Genomic DNA, 17,154 nt, shown 5'->3' on the forward strand with positions numbered 1-17,154 from the left:
CGCGGCGCTATCACCGAGTGGCGGGCATTATCCCGATGCCCAGGCACCGAGGCAAACGTTGGAACAAAAGGTTTGTTTACTGGCGATTATTCTTACTGGTAGGGCAGCGGCGTCTGACACTGTTTTGTAGGATCAATAGGACTGTATGCGTTGCAGGCTTCGCCTTTGCAGTCAGATTTTTCCGAGAGACTCGCCCTACTCATCGCGATTGCCTAGACTCGGGACCATTCATCGGGTCGCTGGCGATCCTTTACGGCTAGACAGCAACAGGGAGTCTTACATGCGGCGTGTGGTGTTCAATCAGAAGGGCGGCGTTGGCAAGTCCAGCATCGCCTGCAATCTGGCGGCTGTCAGTGCTCATGAGGGTTATCGGACGCTATTGATCGATCTTGATGCCCAGGCCAACTCGACGCAGTACCTCACCGGTCTGACCGGGGACGAGATTCCCATGGGGATCGCCGATTTCTTCAAGCAAACCTTGTCTTCCGGGCCTGGCGCCAAGAAGAATCAGGTCGACATCTACGAAACGCCCTTCGACAACCTTCATGTCGTGACCGCCACGGCGGAGCTGGCGGATCTGCAGCCCAAGCTGGAAGCCAAGCACAAGATCAACAAGCTCCGCAAACTGCTGGATGAGCTGAGCGAAGACTACGATCGCATCTACCTGGACACGCCCCCGGCGCTGAATTTCTACGCGGTATCGGCATTGATCGCAGCGGATCGTGTGCTGATTCCGTTCGACTGCGACAGTTTCTCCCGCCAGGCGCTGTACGGGTTGCTCAAGGAAATCGAAGAGCTCAAGGAAGATCACAACGAGGATCTGGAGGTGGAAGGCATTATCGTCAACCAGTTCCAGGCGCGGGCGAGCCTGCCCCAGCAGATCCTTGATGAGCTCATCGCTGAAGGGCTGCCGGTGCTGCCGGTCTACCTCACCAGCTCGATCAAGATGCGTGAATCTCATCAAGCCAATATGCCGCTTATCCATCTGGAGCCGCGGCATAAGCTGACCCAGCAATTTGTCGAGCTGCATCACTTGCTGGAAACGGGTGCGGGTAATCGGTAGCTGCTAGGCGAGGGGTTCGGGGCTCTCTCGACGGGCTCGCGTCATCTGCTTGGCTCGCTTGCGCGCCTTTTCGGCCATGTCCTTGGGAATGTCGATGGTCGCGTCCATGTCTGCCTGAAGCTGAGTCTGGCTGGCGATCAAACGATGGGTGCCTTCCTCGCAGCCGCAGCGCACTGCCTGGCCGTGCGTCGCCACGGCCACGAGTTCGTCGATGAAGGTCGGATTGCCTTGGGCAATGAAGCCGATCTGCGCGCACAGCTCGCACCAGACCGGATCGCCCATGCGCGCCAGGCGCCGGTCCTCCCATGTGTGCGAGCCTGAGGCCCGCAAAACCACGCCGCCGGTTGTTGTTGAATCGCCCTCTCTGACCACGTATGTCATTGCTAACCACTCCAGGGTGCCGATAGGAGTGGCGAAGCCTAGACGCAGAATTCGACGAATTCGGGGCAAAAGAGCGCTTTCAGAACATGCCTACAGCGCTGGCTGTCACGCACTTCGATCGCTGAAGAAACGCCCCTCATATTCCCTGACTGGTCAGCCAGGCCATCAACTGTTGCAACGGCATCGCGCCACTCTGCCGGGCGATTTCACGGCCGTCCTTGAACAGGATAAGACTCGGGATCGAGCGAATTCCAAGCTGTGCTGAAAGCTGCTGATTGGCCTCGCTGTCCAGCTTCGCCAGCCGAACGCGCCCGCTCAGCTGAGTTGCCGCTTGCTCGAACGTCGGCGCGAACGATTTGCAGGGGCCGCACCATTCCGCCCACACGTCCACCAGCAACGGCAGATCGCCCTTGATCTGGCTGGCGTAATCGCCCTGCGTCAGGTTGAACGGCTTGCTCAGCAAAACCGGCTGCTTGCAACGCCCGCATTTCGGCTGGTCGGACAGCCGCCCGGCAGGAATGCGATTGAGCCCGTTGCAGTGCGGGCAGGGGATCAGCAGTGATTCGGACATGGGAGAGACCTGAGTAGGATTGATGACTGTTACGTGGAGTCTGGGGGATGGGTTATCAAGCTTTACGGCTGCACCTGTAGCGACGGGATGTCATCAATGGCGGTCGGCATTCACTGATCACCGGAAATGCCAGGTGTGAACTACCCCAGATTTCACCGCTCGTTTAAATACCCACGCCCAATAAAAGCTCAAACCTGAAGACGCAACGAATTCCCCTTTGACCCTTCGTACCAGCCCCTGACTGCGCGGGTCAAGCCAAATCCCCGAGCGCTGATTACCCGAAAGCATCCCCCGTTCGCCCAACTGTTCGCCCTGCCTGGCCGTCGCTAGTGTCGACGCGAGGGGCTGACTGACGAACATGCGCATTGGCCCCTGCCATCTCATCGCCAGGGAGTCACCCATGATCAGCCAGATCCAGGCCGCGGTTGCAGCGGTTGTCGCGAACAAAAAGCCAGTCGTTGACGCCGCTCCAAACAGCGATCCCCAACTCGTCGATAAACCTGCAGGGACCGTGACCGACAAGGCGACGTTTTCGACACTGGCGGCTCAGCTTAACGAGAGCGCTGCGCGAGCGCAGAAGAGGGACGCGGTGATGACCCACACCGAGTTGGGGCAGTACGGGCGTAATCGCATCAATGAGTTTTTGATCGAAGGCCGCACAGTCAACAGCGGCACCCGGGCCATGGAAGTGCCCGAGACGAACGACCCTGAATTGCTGGACCGCGCGCGCGAGGCCAGTGCGTTTGTGACCCGGACACTGGCAGGCGACAAGAACGCCAAGAGCCCGTTCGAAAACCTCTCCCGCGAGCAACTGAACCTGATTGCCTTTGACGACAGCGCAAGCTTCACGCTCAACGAGCGGCGCGCGGCCTGGCAGGGCGTGCAGAAGATGGACGAGGACTGGCGCAACGTTGCGATAAACGAGGGCGTGATCGAGCAAGCCCGGACGGGCAAGGCCACCCGGTTCTACAACGACGCCCTGAGCTACCTCAAGTCGCTGCCGGCGATTGAGAGGGCGGTGAGCTATCCCAAAGGAGCGGAAGCCATTCTGGAAGCGCGGATCAAGAGCGACCTGACGCTGCCCAGCCTGCCGGGCGCTTTTGGACGCCAGGCGCCAGACCGCAAACTGACCCTTTACGACATCCTCGCCGGCATCGTCGACACCACCAAAGACAAGAAAACCGATCCGAACAACATCGTCCACACGAAGAAATTCTCGCCCCGCACTTCTCCGGTGCCGACTACCGCGGCTCAGGAGGTTGAGAAGCCAACGGCTGCGAATGCCAATGCGCAAGTTAAGCAAGCTGGTACCACGTCCAAGAATGAGAAGGCAGCAGGATAAAAGATGCTCCGGCTATTGCGGTTGGTGATGGTCGGATGGGTAGCTAGGCTGGATATTGCACGCACAACGGTAGGGAAATGCACGTCATCACTGAAAAGCGAATATGGGAGGCAAAAAAGAAATGGCCACAATCGGCAACTGCTCTTGACGCTTGGTACCGCTTAGTCAAAGCATCCAGGCTGAACGATTTTAGTGCGATGAGAGCGATGTTGCCCTCGACAGATAAAGTGGGAAGATTTCATGTTTTTGATATCGGCGGGAACAAGATCCGGCTGATTGCGTCGGTTAACTACTCAGCACAGCGGCTGTACATAAAGCATGTGTTCGACCATCGTGAATACGACAAAGGTAAATGGAGGGATGAGCAATGAGCGCGCTCATTAAACAGGCTGCGGAGCACTGGCATCACTTGGCGCCATTACTGACTCGGCCTGAAACGGAAGCTGAATATGATCTGCTTGTCAGCGGGCTCGACGAACTGTTGGAGATCATCGGAGAGGATGAGCAGCACCCTCTGAATCGTCTCGCCATATTGGTCAGCGAAATGATTGAAGCCTATGACCATGAGCATCGGCCCATGCCTATGGCCTCAAGCGCCGAGACGCTGCGTTACCTGATGCACGAGCACAACCTCGGCCAAGGCGACATGCCTGAAGTAGGGACGCAGTCCGTCATTTCCGAAATACTCTCAGGCGAGCGCCAGTTGAGCCTCAAGCAGATCCGCAAGATTTCGGAACGTTTCGGCGTGCCGGTAGAGGTCTTTATCTGACCTCAACTCACCCCCACTCACGACGAACAGCTGATCTCCAGATGCTTCCCCCAATCCGGCGGACGCTGTGCATAACTTTCCATTCCGGGCTGTTCGTCGAACGGCTTGCACAGCACCTGATGCAGGCGGCGGACTTCGCTGTCGTCGCCCTGTTCGGCCGCTTCGATGGCGCGTTGGGCCAGGTAGTTACGCAGGATGTACAGCGGGTTAACCGCGTGCATGCGCGTGCGGCGATCCTCTTGGCTGGACTCGGGCTCGCGGGCGATGCGGGCTGTGTAGGCGTCGGCCCAGGCGTCGAAGCCGAGCATGTCGACGAAGTCGTCGCGCAACTTTCCTGCCGCGACGTCGGCTGACTCCTCCCCCAGACGGCGGAAAAACAGGGTGTAGTCGACGCCGCTGTTTTGCATCAGCTGGAGCAACCGCGCGATTAAGTCAGCGTCATCGTCTTCAGCCGTTGTCAGCCCCAGCCGTCGGCGCATCAGGTCCAGGTAATGCGCCTGATACAGCGGCAGGAACAGGTCCAGCGCCTCACGCAGAGCCTCGACGCTGACGAAGGGTGTCAGCGCCTGGGCAAGCGCGCTGAGGTTCCACTGGCCAATCGGCACCTGGTTGCTGAAGGAATAGCGGCCTTCGTGATCGGAATGGTTGCAGATGAAATGCTGGTCGAAGTCATCCAGAAACGCGAAAGGACCGAAGTCGAAGGTGATGCCGAGAATCGACATGTTGTCGGTGTTCATCACGCCATGACAGAAACCATAGGCCTGCCATTTGGCGATCAATTCGGCCTGACGCTCGACGATCACGCGAAACATCGCCAAGTACGGCTCGGGCTGTTCCAGGCATTCGGGGTAGTGCAGGGACAGCACGTGATCGGCCAGTTGCTTCAGCTGTTCAGGCTGTTTGGTGTAGAAGAAATACTCCAGGCTGCCGAAGCGCACGTGGCTTTGCGCCAGTCGCAGCACCATCGCCGCGCGCTCCTGGGTTTCACGCCACACCGGGGTGCTGGAGCCGATCACGCAGGCCGCGCGACTGGTCGGGATGCCCAAGGCATCTAGGGCTTCTGAGGCGAGAAACTCGCGGATCGACGAGCGCAAGACAGCGCGACCATCGCCCATGCGCGAATACGGCGTCTGCCCGGCGCCCTTCAGGTGCAGGTCCCAGTGTTCGCCGGCGTCGTTGTACACCTCACCGAGCAGCAAACCGCGGCCATCACCCAGGCGCGGGTTGTACGAACCGAACTGATGACCGGAGTAAACCATCGCCCGCGGATCGGCTTCGGCCCACAGTTTGTGGCCGCTGAAAATTTCAGCAAAAAGAGGTTGTTCTGCCTGAGCGAGGTCCAGATCGAGCAACGCGAGGGCGGCTTCGCTGGCAACCACCAACCGCGGGTCGGCGATGGGCTCGGGCAGCACGGTGGTGGAAAACGCATCGCCCAGACGGGCAAAGCGATTATCGAAGGTCAGCTCGTCGAGGGCTTTCAAGGGATGCCTCCAGCAGAATGTCCGACCATTCTGCTGGGTTTTTACCGGTCAGTCGAGTTTGGCTTCGGGCGGCTCCGGTGCATCTTTTGGCGCCGGGGGCACGGCAGCGGGCGGTGTGATGGTTTTCTGCTCGGACTCGATGGGCACCATCTTGTACTCCTGTCCCTGCATGTTCTTGAGGTAAACCTCCATCTGCCGGAACGAGATATTGATGTGCTGCTTCTTGAATTCCTTGTTGATGAACCGGTTGATTTCGTCGAGCACCGGGTTGCGGTCGCCCAGGTCACGCACGTGCATGCGCAGCTCGTGGTCGAGGGTGCTTTCACCAAAATTGAGGAAGTAGACAATCGGCTCGGGCTCTTTCAAGACCCGTGGATTGTCACGGGCGGCCTTGAGCAGCAGGTTGCGCACCAGATCCAGATCCGAACCGTAATCCACGCCCAGCTTCAGCGTCACGCGGGTGATCGTGTCGGTCAGCGACCAGTTGATCAGTTGCCCGGTGATGAACGTCTTGTTCGGGACAATGATGTCCTTGCGGTCGAAGTCGGTGATGGTGGTCGCGCGGATGCGGATCTTGCTCACCGTACCCGACAGGGCGCCAATGGTGATCGTGTCGCCGATCCGCACCGGGCGTTCGAACAGGATCATGATCCCGGAGATGAAGTTGGCGAAGATCTCCTGCATGCCGAAACCCAGGCCCAGAGATAGCGCCGCCACCAGCCATTGCAGCTTGTCCCAGCTCACCCCGAGGGCCGATAGCGTGGAGACAAAACCCACGCCGACGATGGTGTACGACAGCAACGTGGTGGTCGCGTACGAACTACCTTGTTTGAGGTTGAGCTTCGACAGCACCAGCACTTCCAGCAGGCCCGGCAAGTTGCCGGCCAGCACGAAGGTAATGCCGATGATCACCAGGGCGCCGATCAGGTCGCCGAGGCTGATCGGCACCATGCTGATATTGGCGCCGGTACCGCTGGTGTACTCGTACAGCGTGATGTTATCGAGGTACGAAAACACCGAAATCAGGTCGGCCCAGACGAAGTAGAGCGCGCCGATGAAGCCGGCAATCAGCGCCAGACGAATCAGCCGCAACGACTGCTGGTTGACCTGCTCGATGTCCAGCGTCGGCTCCTCGATCAGCGTCTCGCCTTCGCCGGCTTCTTTCGCGGCCTGACGTTTGCTCAGTGCGCGCTGGTACGCCAGACGGCGCGCGGCGACGCTCAGCCCGCGTACGAAAGCGGCTTCGATGACCAGCCACAGCATCAGCAGATACAGCGTGTCGATCAGGCGATCACTGAGTTTCAGCGCCGTGTAGTAGTAGCCAAAGCAAACGGCGACGAACAGCGCGACGGGCAGGGCAGTGAAGGCCAGACCGACGGCGCGGCGAAACAGCGAAGCGCTGCGGTGGGTCGGGCTGGTGAGCAACAGGCGCGCGAGCAGCCAGGTCATGAGCGCGTAGCAGGTCAGCACCACCGCGATGCCGATCACGTCGTCGGCCAGTGCTGAGGGTTCGTGCTCGGCTACCGCAACCACCGTCACCAGCGCCAGCACCACCAGACCCAAGCGCCGGATCCAGCCGCGCAGGAATTCAACCTGCGGCTTTTCCCAGCGGAAGTGCAGTTGCGCCACGCCGCCCGGCGCGAGAATCCGGTAAGCGGTGTAGAACACCAGCCAGGCCAGCGCCACTTGCAGCAGTGCCGAACCCAGATTGACGTTCTGCCCGCGGGCGTCGATCTGCAACGCGAACGCGCATACCGCGAGGGTCAGCGACAACGGCATCGCCAGCAGCACGTTGATGAAAATCGCCAGCGGCGTCTGCCATTGCCGGTCACGCTTGAAGTGGCCGATGTCGGCGTGCAGGCGATTGAGCTTGTCGTACAGCGCCTTGCGTTTCCACATCAGCGCGCCGATCACCAGGAACAGCGGCAGGAAAATCAGTGGGCGCTGGGTCAGCCCGTCATACAGTTCGCTGACACTGGACGTCCAGGGCAGGGTGGTGACCTGTTTGACGAGTCGTGGCTGGATGCGCTCGAACCACTCCAGGTCCAGCGGCTTGTTGCTCGGAATCCAGAACATCTGCTCATCAAGGGTGGCCCGCAGGCTGTTGGCCGTGCTGACCAGCTGTTTCTGATTGAGCTGCAGGGTGATGGATTCGTTGAGCAGCGCACTCAGCTCGCGGTTCAGCCGCTCCAGCAGGTCGCTCCGCGTGGTGGCCAGATCAAGCAGCGTCTTGCGCAGCGCGGGTGTGACGTCTTCGGGCTTCTGCGTCGCCAGCAACGTGTCCACGTAAGCGCTCGGGCTGCTCATCTGCTCGCGCTGCTGATTGACCTCGAATTGATACAGTCGAATGTCGGCGATTTCGTCGGCCAGGCCGCTGTCGAGCTTGAGCTTGGGTAAGGATTGCTTCTGTTTGTAGAGGATTTTCGACAGCAGCAGACTGCCGCTCAACACGTTTATCTGCTCGTCCAGCGCCTGATCGGTCTGCGTGATGGCATCCAGCTGGGTCTTGGTCTTGAGATTCTGCTGGGTCAGCTCGTTGAGGCGGTCAGTGCCGCGCAGCAGGTAGTCGGAGAGTTTAAGGTTGGCCGCGCTTTCACTCGCCAGCAGGCTGCTGCCGCCGGCTTTCTGCGCTTCAAGGGACAACTGCGTCACGGTTTCCTGGGACTGGGCGCGACGCTTCTCGTTGATCAGCGTCTGCAGGTCCTGGATTTCCTGATCTTGTCGATTGACCTTTTCCGTGAGCAGGTCGCGCTGGCTGCCGCCCAGGTCCTGCAACTGGCTGTTGCCGGCGAGCTCCTGACGACGCAACGCAATCAACGCGTTCAATGAGGCCTGTTCAGCGTTCAACGCATTGCGCTGGTCGGCGTTGATGGTTTTGCCGCCGTCTTTGCCCGACTTTAGGATGCCATTGATGGCCTGAATGCGCGTCTGGCTGCTGCTGATCTCGGCCTGGGCGCGCTCGGGCCGGGTTTGCGCGGTGATGGTCAGGCTGTTGGCGTCGTTGAGGGATTTTTGCAGATCAGCCTGCTGGGCGCTGCGTTGGCTCAGCACTTGCTCAAGCTGCGGCACGTCCAGATTGGCGTAGCGCTGGGCGACCGGAATGACCTTGCTGGCCTTGAGCTTGGCCAGCTCGCGCTGGTTTTCGGCGGTCTGGCGGGGCGCGTCGGCAAGCTGCTTTTTCAGATCCTCCAGCTTCTGCTGGTTGTCCTTCTGGCTGGACAGGAACGTCAGCGTCTGTTCCAGCACCTGCTGCAGCGCTTTCTGGTCGTCAGGGGTCAGTTTGCGGTCGGCGATCTTGTCCAGACTGCGCTGGACGGCCTCGCTGGACAGGGGAGGCGTATCGGCGGCAAGCGCCGGTACGGACGACAGGCAAAGCCCTAGCAGGGCCGAGGCAAAAAAGTTACGCAGCGTGAACATAGACACCGGGTCGAACAAGCAGAAATGAGGGGCAGTTTAAAGGAACAGCGCGGGCCCCGGGCTGCTTCCTTCGGGGAATCTGACGCCCACTTTGAGGATCTTGTTCCCGTCCATAACCGCGACGGTCCAAATAGTTCCATTCCATTCGATCTGGTCGCCCACGATTGGCGCACCGCGATTCTTCTGAATGATGAACTGACTCAGCGGCATGCCCGGATCCAGCCCGTCGAGTTTCAGACCGTAAAGTGCCGCGACAGCCCCCAGCTCAGCGTCTCCCTCGAGCACGAAGTCACCGAAGAAGCGCAGATCCAGACCGCGCTGCGGCGCCTGGCTGAACAGCTTGCCGAGGGCGGGAAGGTCATGTTCGTGACCAATGACGCACAGCAGATCGCCGACTTCCAGCACCGTACTACCCGACGGGTGGAGCAGTTGCTGGCCACGAAAAAGGGCTGCGATCCGCGTGCCTTCGGGCATTTTCAGCTCACGCAACGCGGCGCCGATGCACCACTTTTCGGCGCCCAGGCGATACACGAACAGCTCCCACTCGCTGGTGACATGCACTTCCAGCGCTGCGCGGGAAATCGGCGCCGGATCAGGCGGCACCGTCACTTTCAGCCATTTCGCCACCCACGGCAGGCTGGTGCCCTGAACCAACAGCGACACCAGCACGATGAAGAACGCGAGATTGAAATACAGCTGCGCATGGGGCAGACCGGCCATCAGCGGGAACACCGCCAGAATGATCGGTACCGCGCCGCGCAAGCCCACCCAGGCAATAAAGGCTTTTTCGCGGCCATGGAACACCCGGAAAGGCAGCAGGCCCGCCAGCACAGACAACGGCCGCGCCACCAGAATCATCCACAGCGCCAGGCCCAGGGCTGGCAGCGCGATCGGCAGCAAATCGTGGGGCGTGACCAGCAGGCCCAGCACCAGGAACATGCCGATCTGTGCCAGCCAGGCCATGCCGTCGAGCATGTGCAGGATGCCGTGGCGGCTGCGAATAGGCTTGTTGCCCAACACCAGACCGCACAGATACACCGCGAGGAAGCCGCTGCCGTGAATGGCGTTGGTCAGTGCGAAGACCACCAGACCGCCGGCGACCACCAGAATCGGGTACAGGCCGTTGGCCAGATTAATCCGGTTGACCAGCTGTAGCATGATCCAGCCGCCGCCCAGCCCGATGATCCCGCCGATGCCGAACTCCTGAACCAGATGGCCCAGCAGGCTCCAGTGCAGGCCGGTCTGGCCGCTGGACAGCATGTCGATCAGCGTGACCGTGAGAAATACCGCCATCGGGTCGTTGCTGCCGGATTCGATCTCGAGACTGGCGGTCACCCGTTCGTTAAGGCCTTTGCCGCCCAGCAGCGAGAAGACCGCAGCGGCGTCTGTGGAACCGACGATGGCGCCGATCAGCAGGCCCTGAATAATATTGAGGTCGAACAACCAGGCGGCGACCATGCCGGTCAGCCCCGTGGTGATCAGCACCCCGACTGTCGCCAGGGACAAGGCCGGCCAGAGTGCGACCCGGAAACTCGCCACCCGCGTGCGCAGGCCGCCGTCGAGGAGAATGACCGCCAGCGCCAGATTGCCGACCAGATAGGCCGTCGGGTAGTTATCGAAGATGATGCCGCCGCCATCGACGCCGGCCACCATGCCGACGGCGAGGATGATCACCAGAATGGGAATGCCAAGGCGGGAGGACAGCGAGCTGACCAGAATACTTGCACCCACCAGCAACGCGCCGATCAGGAACAGGCTGTTGATGGTCGTGGCATCCAAGGGCGGTACTCCAGAAAACGAATTCGAACAAACGAGGGCGCGAACTGACCATGCAGTCCGCGTGCCAAGGGATTTAACCTGTTGAATTGCTTGGCTGTCAAAGCGTAATTCCAGATGGGCAGGCTAATGGCCGTGCAACGGGCCTGTTACTCGCAGGCCGCTGATCACATCCGTTCCCGGATGACAGCAGCAATACATATTTATGCCAGCCCGCGCTGCCAACTCTGATCACCTCTGGCTCCTATTTCAGGAGAAGTGAGCATCATGAACGTACAAGCCCACCCATTACCCGAATCGGATGAACGTCAGCTCAAACTGATAGCCAGCCGTTACGTCACCGACTATCCCGATCTCAATGCACTGGCGAGATCCGCTGCACAGAGCATTATTTTCAGGCACACGGGTAAGCATCTGGACCCCGATCGGGTGTATTGGCATCGGTTCTCCAGCGCCAGCAGCAGTTCGCGCTCCTTTACCGGATGGAAGCACGCTGGCGCTACGATGGAATCCATGACGATGACCGAACTGGTGGTTCGTCGTTTCAACGCAAGCGAGCAGCAAGCCCCCGACGAGCTTGCGGTGTATGGCGGTTTCTACACCGACGGTCCGCAGCATGGCTTTTATGACGAACGGAATGAAGTGCGCATGCTCCCGGCAGAGGTGCTCAACGATTTCTGGGCCCTTGATTTCAGTGCGGGCTACCGCCGCAGGATGGACAGGTTCTGGGCGCAGCACGGCGACAACTTCTGCGTGCTTGCCAAGGTTCGCTACCTGGCGTCTGCAGGAGGAGGCCTGAGCAGAAACCAGCTGTCAGCCACGGATTTCGAGATGCTGCGCAGCGTCCTGGCGACCGGGCCGGGGCCTGTAACCCTCGCGCAGTTGCGTGAGCCAATGCCTGTGACGTCAGCGGTGTCGGTGTTTCATCTGGAACTGGGCGCGTTCAAGGCTCGGGACATTCTGCGTATCGTCGATGAAAACGGACGTCAGATCCTGTATGTCTGCGGTGCGCAAAGGCCGTTCTACTGCTTCGATACCCACCACCAAATGTACGAGTGGTTGAAGGCGCAGTTCCTGTCCATCAGAACTCGGGCGGTCTTTTGCGCCCGATTTCTGCATTCGGCGAGTGACTGGGAGACGCACCGCGCTGCATTCCAGCGCGATGTGGCTCGGCTGCTGAGCAATGATCACGACGACGCTGGAGCCAATCGCCTCCTCAATCGCGGAACAGAGCCGATCTCGGGTGATCCGTTCGTCTACCTGCGAGATGTCGCCCGTCATGACATGACCGCTGACGCCACCACCCTGCTTACCGATAACAGCGACCTTCGCAAGCAGATCTGGCTCGGCTACTTGAACGCCTTTCTGTCCGTGCTCGGCAATCTGGCGCCGCTGGGCTGGCCGCTGGCATTGGCTGTGGTGGGCGCGAGCCTGATCAGCACGGGGTTGAATATCGATCAGGCGGTCAACGGTAAAAGCGCCCAACAACGCAGGCGAGGTATTTTGGGCGCCATCGCCAGCGCTATTTATCTGTTCTTGAACCTGCCGCTGTTGACGCGCATGGGGGCTGACGTGCGGGAGACCATGAAGGCATCAAGCCCTTTGGGGCTGGATGCCGGCACCGATGCAATGCCTGCTCTCCTGACGACCGATCCGTTGTCGGGCATGAGCGACAACGTCGTCCTCGAATCGCTTGCGCCTGTGTTGGAGGAAGGGCCCTATCAAGGGTCATACCGGCTGAGCAGTGGAGAAGCATGGGCGGTCATCGAAGGGCGAGCGCATCGTTTGAACTTCGATCAAAGCCTGGGCAGTTGGGTCATCATCGATCCCCAGAACCCGTTTGCGTTCCATGGCAGATGCCCGGTCCGCTTCAGTGTGCAAGGCGGCTGGGAACGGCTTCCGATCCCGGGCTTGTCTGGCGGTGCACCCATGGACGCCGGCGCCGTGACGATCAGTCCGCCGCCCACGACGGCCATTGCCAATGTGCAATCGGCGTTCTGGGACCGCTTCATGCAGCTCAACCTTTTCGATGAGCAGCTTTATTCGGAGGCGGCGCTGGCCCGGCAAAAGGCAGTGGTCGAGGTGTTCTGCATGGAGCCCGAAGAAGTTATCGCCACTGATTCCGAGGGTGAAGAGGTGCATTTTGATGAGTGGGGGGCCAAACATCGCGTGTTCAAGACCGCGGACGGTGAATATGTCGGTGCTTCCATCAAGCATTACACCCATGAGGACGATGCGTATAACCGGTACTTGCGAACCGGCGTGGCGACCTATTCCGATCAAGTCGCGATGGTGCAAAGGCTTGCCGAGGACGTCAGCACGCTGGGGTACAACAATGACGTCGCGCTGTATCGAGGCGGCAGTGGGGCGCGTGGTACGTCGGGCGCCTTTTTCCGTAACGGCGACGTCAGCGTGGGCGATGTGCTGGTCAACACCGATATCACCTCATTCAGCGAAAACCCCTATCAGGCGCGCACCTTTGCCAGCAGTCAGGGCGGCGCCCATGCCAGTGCCACGAGTGCGCCGATCCGCTTTGACGACACCAGCGTGGTGTTCGTACTGCCGGAAAAACAGTACTTGAGCGCAACCCCGATCGCACCGTTCTCTGCGAGTCCGGAAGAGGCCGAGGCTATTTTTTTACCCGGCCACTACTTTCAGATCGACAGCATCGAACACGTCATCGGGACGTTCTACCGGTTCATGAAAGTCCAGCTGCGTGAAGTCACCGGGCCAGTGCCGGGCCGAAAATTGCTCGACATGCGGACCGCTGAGCCTTTCAGTCGCCAGGGTTATGTGGCGCGATTGGGAAGTGCCGGGCGGGTGCTGGTCGATCGTTTCTTTCCGATTCAACAACCCTGAACAGCCTGCACATTTCGTAAGCAATAATTATCTATGGCGGCCCTGCGTGTCTGTCGGTGGACTCTACGGACTCACTCACTGACAGGATGTCGGGTTATGAAAGACAGAAAGGATACGACCGCTCTGGAGCGCAGGGCTGAGGAGCTTCGGCGCAGTCGCGACATGTCGCGAGTCTCGGGCTGGCGTGACCAGAGAGGCGAGGACTGGGAAGACAGTGGCTGGAATGAGCCACGTGTGCCGCGCGACGAAAACGGGTGGCCCATCGAGCCGGCGCCCGGGAACGAAGTCGACCCTGACGCCATGCTGCTGAGCGACTGGCTCGATCAGCAGCACGTCAGCTACGAATCGCCGCGTGAGTATGCACGCACCCAAGCGCAAGCCTATCTGTTCCAGCATGTGTTCGAAGAGACGGATCCGGACGAACTGCTGATGACCACGCTGTACATCAATCAATGGGAGAAGGAACCGGGCCGGGCAAAGGTTGCTTATTCCATGACCCTGACCGAGGCCTTCATGCGGGACTGGCAGCAAAACGGCAACGGACAGTTCTTCAATCATCTCGGGCACTTGAGTCCTTACAAGGAAGGCGGATATCCGGCGCGCGTCGTTGAGGGACGCCTGGAACTCGGACCGTGCCGGGCCTATGAGGCGATTTATCGCAAGACCGGCCCCCAGCGCTATGACAGATCGACCCATATGGCGATCAATCCACAGGACTTCAAACGATATGTGTGGGACTTCGATTTGCAGTCCAACTATCAGGAGGCGCTCAAGCGCTTCTGGCATTGCCATGGTGATGACTACAACCTGTTGATCAAAGCTGCGCTGTTGAAATCCGCTTTCGTACAGCATCAGGAGGATTCCCTGAGCGCTGAGGATAAAGAGCTGGTCTTGCGAGCGCTTGGCCTGACGCCGGATCAGACCTGGGACGCCTTGACGTTCAGAGCATTCGCCGACGCGCCTTTGCCCCACGACGTGACGATTCGGGAATTGATTCTGTATCGGTACGTCGCCACTGACATCATCGTCATCAGAGACGAACACACCGACAGGCTGGTGATGTACATCCCTGGCAACTCGTCGCCCCTTCACGCCTTCCAGCATCTTTCCGAATTACGAAGCTGGATTGCGCTGCAGTGCCAGGGGCCACGTCGAAGGAAGGCCCTTGAAGGGCATTTCAAGGTGGAAGACGTCGCCGACGGTTTCACCTACACCGGACTTCACCAGACCCTGGCAGGACTCGCAGCGTTTCCGCACAAACTTGATGTGAAAACGGGGCATTGGGACCCGACGAAGATCATCCATCTCGGCGATGCCCTTTCGCCCTGGCCTTTTTCCCACTTCAAATACAACGTGCAGAGCCGACTTGAATCCGACGGCAATCAACTGATCCGTAGCCAGGCGGATTACAACAAAGAGATATCGGCTGAGGTGTTGTACTGGGCCGTAACAGTGACCGGTGTTGTCGCGATGGCGGTGCCGGCGCTCTGGATTCCACTGGCCGCAATGTCCGTGGCGCTGGTCGGGCTTGGCATCGATGAGGCCATTGAAGGCAGGACCCTTGAAGAGCGGCAAGACGGCGTGGACCGCATTGTGTTCGGCGTTCTGAATGCGGTACCCGCTGTCATCGGCGGAGCAGCGGCTTCGAGCAGGCTGGCGGCGGCTGCCACCCGTGTGGCGGAAGAGACGGCCTCTGATGCTGTGGATGAAATCGGGCAAATGATTGCTGATCGAAGTCCCGAGGAAAAGGCGGTGGCTGTTCAGCAGCAACAACGAGCGCAGGCTGAAAGTATTGAAGAGGAACTGGCGCAGGCGAGCGAGTCGGCGAGTGATCGCCAGGCACGGCTGAGTCAGGAAGAGCAGGATCGCATCGCGCTCAAAGCCCATCGCATCAATACGTACGACAGCATCAAAGCGTTTGGCGTGGAGCCGGAGGGTTTGCGTTCGCTGCAGCCGGCCCTGAGAGCGTCACTGGCACGCTTCGAATACGGGGCCGCGCTGGGTGACATTCCTGGCGCCTGGCAAGTGGACGACCTTGGAGCCGTCTATAAAGTCGAGCATCCCGCCCCCGGCGAGACAGCTTACTTCGCCCGTGTGCACGCGAAGGTGTATCCAGTGGAGCCCGTCGAGAAGGTCGGGCAGTACCGCATCTTCTCGGCGGAGGATCCGCAGGTGAAGGGGCCCTACGTTAAACCCGCGAGCGGTTTCTATTCCGACATTGACCTGCGTCCCGGCCTGCGCGGCGGCGCCAGTTTCATTGAGGAATCGCCCCAGACGGCACTGCCGGGCGAACGGGGTAAAATCACACTCACGCGCGCCCAGCCACCCGTGACGGTCGAGATCCCCATGGACGGCATCGAAATGAGGTGGGTAGAGAACGAAGAAGGAAAGCAGGTACTTCGATATTTCGCCAACAACGTTCCTGAGGGGACCAAGGTCGCTTACAACGCTGAGGTAGCCTGCTGGGAATCGAGTAACGAGCGGTTTCTCTGGCTGGACAATAAGGGCCGCTGGCGTACAGGGACCGAGACGGATTATCTGAGGGTCAGGGATAACTTGAGGGCAGGGGTGCGTGACATGTTCTACACCTTCCGGCGCCTGCCGGGTGTTCCTGCCAATGCAGAGCCGGTCGAGCAGATGGTGCACCAGGTCTGGCTGGGCCGGCGGTTGCCGAGTGAATCGCTCATCGAAAACATCAAATCCAACATGCGAATCAGTCCCGAGCTTAAGTTCACGATGCATGTGGATATTGACGACACGGCAGAGGTAGAGGGTCTGTCCCCTCAAGCGCAGTTGCAGGGGGCGTTCGCTGAATTTCCCAATATGACCATTTCCAGGCTGCAGGATGAGCCCTTCTTCGAGGGCTTCATGAACGACCCGCACACCTCGACAGCGTTTTCCTGCTTTCGCCGAGGAGAATTGGAAAACTTTGCCGCAGCCTCGGATATCTTGAGGTATCGATTGATCAGGGATTACGGCGGCATCTACATGGACTGCGACGACGTCATCGGTCGCTCATTCTCGGGAGCCGAGATGCTGGCGGGACCCCATGACGTGCTGGTGGGCGGCACACTGGAAAGCCCGACGTTGTCGTTCAAAGGTCCCGGGAACAGTCATTTCGCCAGCCGCCCCGGCAATCCCGTGTTCAGGGAAATGGAGCGGGAAATTCATACCCGGTTCACCAGACAATACGCCGCCCTTGAAGCGTTGACGTCTTCCCGACATCAATCCAAGGCGGCGATGACCGCCTACATGACGCAGATCTCGGAAGTCACGGGGCCCAGGTTGTTTCTGGATGTACTCAAGGAAACCCGGCCGGATTATGCCGACCTGCTCGACGACGGGTTCAAAATGGATACCAATGTCTACGCGTCCGAATACTACAAACGCTTGAATCGGGTAAAAGAGTTTTATCGCCCGTTTGCTTCACGGTTCAGAATCTTTCCGGGCGCCGAAAACTCCTGGAAGGCACCAGGGGCTTGAATCAACGCTTAG

11 protein-coding genes are annotated in these 17,154 nt (G+C 59.7%); 6 read left to right on the forward strand and 5 right to left on the reverse strand.

Annotated features, from left to right (window positions below; genetic code table 11):
• Positions 1-280: 280 nt before the first annotated feature.
• Positions 281-1,063: a ParA family protein gene (locus tag AC07RO_RS25050; protein ID WP_172610465.1), complete on the forward strand. Its 783-nt coding sequence runs from the start codon at positions 281-283 to the stop codon at positions 1,061-1,063.
• 3 nt (positions 1,064-1,066) lie between these two features.
• On the opposite strand, the gene AC07RO_RS25055 is transcribed toward AC07RO_RS25050, so the two are convergent.
• Positions 1,067-1,444: a PAAR domain-containing protein gene (locus tag AC07RO_RS25055; RefSeq protein ID WP_192171179.1), complete on the reverse strand. Its 378-nt coding sequence runs from the start codon at positions 1,442-1,444 to the stop codon at positions 1,067-1,069.
• Between the two features lie 136 nt (positions 1,445-1,580).
• Complete coding sequence (trxC, locus tag AC07RO_RS25060) at positions 1,581-2,015, reverse strand: thioredoxin TrxC (protein WP_423570950.1); 435 nt, start codon at positions 2,013-2,015, stop codon at positions 1,581-1,583.
• Positions 2,016-2,415: 400 nt separating this feature from the next.
• On the opposite strand from trxC, the gene AC07RO_RS25065 reads away from it, so the two are divergent.
• The 3 genes from AC07RO_RS25065 (at position 2,416) to AC07RO_RS25075 (ending at position 4,126) form a co-directional block, all read left to right on the forward strand.
• Positions 2,416-3,357 (forward strand): hypothetical protein, encoded by a 942-nt coding sequence (locus AC07RO_RS25065; protein ID WP_495087336.1) that lies wholly within the window; start codon positions 2,416-2,418, stop codon positions 3,355-3,357.
• 77 nt (positions 3,358-3,434) lie between these two features.
• Positions 3,435-3,728 carry a type II toxin-antitoxin system HigB family toxin gene (locus AC07RO_RS25070; RefSeq protein ID WP_192171176.1) on the forward strand — a complete coding sequence of 98 codons (294 nt, stop codon included), beginning with the start codon at positions 3,435-3,437 and terminating at the stop codon, positions 3,726-3,728.
• The gene (locus tag AC07RO_RS25075; RefSeq protein WP_192171175.1) at positions 3,725-4,126 is read left to right on the forward strand and encodes a helix-turn-helix domain-containing protein; all 402 of its coding nucleotides are present in this window, start codon (positions 3,725-3,727) and stop codon (positions 4,124-4,126) included. Before AC07RO_RS25070 ends, AC07RO_RS25075 begins: the two co-directional genes overlap by 4 nt.
• 17 nt (positions 4,127-4,143) lie before the next feature.
• Here the strand turns inward: AC07RO_RS25075 and selO are convergent, their stop codons facing one another.
• Genes selO through AC07RO_RS25090 form a run of 3 tightly spaced genes read right to left on the reverse strand, consistent with a single transcriptional unit; the run spans position 4,144 to position 10,803 of the window.
• Complete coding sequence (gene selO, locus AC07RO_RS25080; RefSeq protein WP_495087337.1) at positions 4,144-5,607, reverse strand: protein adenylyltransferase SelO; 1,464 nt, start codon at positions 5,605-5,607, stop codon at positions 4,144-4,146.
• A 48-nt stretch (positions 5,608-5,655) separates the two neighbouring features.
• Positions 5,656-9,024 (reverse strand): mechanosensitive channel MscK, encoded by a 3,369-nt coding sequence (gene mscK / locus AC07RO_RS25085; RefSeq protein WP_346626889.1) that lies wholly within the window; start codon positions 9,022-9,024, stop codon positions 5,656-5,658.
• Between the two features lie 36 nt (positions 9,025-9,060).
• Positions 9,061-10,803: a potassium/proton antiporter gene (locus AC07RO_RS25090; RefSeq protein ID WP_192171172.1), complete on the reverse strand. Its 1,743-nt coding sequence runs from the start codon at positions 10,801-10,803 to the stop codon at positions 9,061-9,063.
• A gap of 264 nt (positions 10,804-11,067) precedes the next feature.
• Between AC07RO_RS25090 and AC07RO_RS25095 the strand changes: the two genes are divergently transcribed.
• Both AC07RO_RS25095 and AC07RO_RS25100 read left to right on the forward strand, forming a co-directional pair.
• Positions 11,068-13,659, forward strand: a complete 2,592-nt coding sequence (locus tag AC07RO_RS25095) for a dermonecrotic toxin domain-containing protein (RefSeq protein WP_495087338.1) — start codon at positions 11,068-11,070, stop codon at positions 13,657-13,659.
• A gap of 96 nt (positions 13,660-13,755) precedes the next feature.
• On the forward strand, positions 13,756-17,142 hold the full coding sequence (locus AC07RO_RS25100; protein ID WP_495087339.1) for a dermonecrotic toxin domain-containing protein: 3,387 nt from the start codon (positions 13,756-13,758) through the stop codon (positions 17,140-17,142).
• The last annotated feature ends 12 nt before the right edge of the window (positions 17,143-17,154 follow it).

This window comes from Pseudomonas sp. GW821-FHT07F05, assembly GCF_059418765.1.

Excerpts from the sequence above, each read along its gene's own strand:
- AC07RO_RS25065 (WP_495087336.1), top strand. The coding sequence starts at position 2,416 with ATGATCAGCCAGATCCAGGCCGCGGTTGCAGCGGTTGTCGCGAACAAA.
- AC07RO_RS25050 (WP_172610465.1), top strand. The coding sequence starts at position 281 with ATGCGGCGTGTGGTGTTCAATCAGAAGGGCGGCGTTGGCAAGTCCAGC.
- AC07RO_RS25055 (WP_192171179.1), bottom strand. The coding sequence starts at position 1,444 with ATGACATACGTGGTCAGAGAGGGCGATTCAACAACAACCGGCGGCGTG.
- AC07RO_RS25070 (WP_192171176.1), top strand. The coding sequence starts at position 3,435 with ATGCACGTCATCACTGAAAAGCGAATATGGGAGGCAAAAAAGAAATGG.
- AC07RO_RS25100 (WP_495087339.1), top strand. The coding sequence starts at position 13,756 with ATGAAAGACAGAAAGGATACGACCGCTCTGGAGCGCAGGGCTGAGGAG.
- mscK (WP_346626889.1), bottom strand. The coding sequence starts at position 9,024 with ATGTTCACGCTGCGTAACTTTTTTGCCTCGGCCCTGCTAGGGCTTTGC.
- AC07RO_RS25075 (WP_192171175.1), top strand. The coding sequence starts at position 3,725 with ATGAGCGCGCTCATTAAACAGGCTGCGGAGCACTGGCATCACTTGGCG.
- AC07RO_RS25095 (WP_495087338.1), top strand. The coding sequence starts at position 11,068 with ATGAACGTACAAGCCCACCCATTACCCGAATCGGATGAACGTCAGCTC.
- trxC (WP_423570950.1), bottom strand. The coding sequence starts at position 2,015 with ATGTCCGAATCACTGCTGATCCCCTGCCCGCACTGCAACGGGCTCAAT.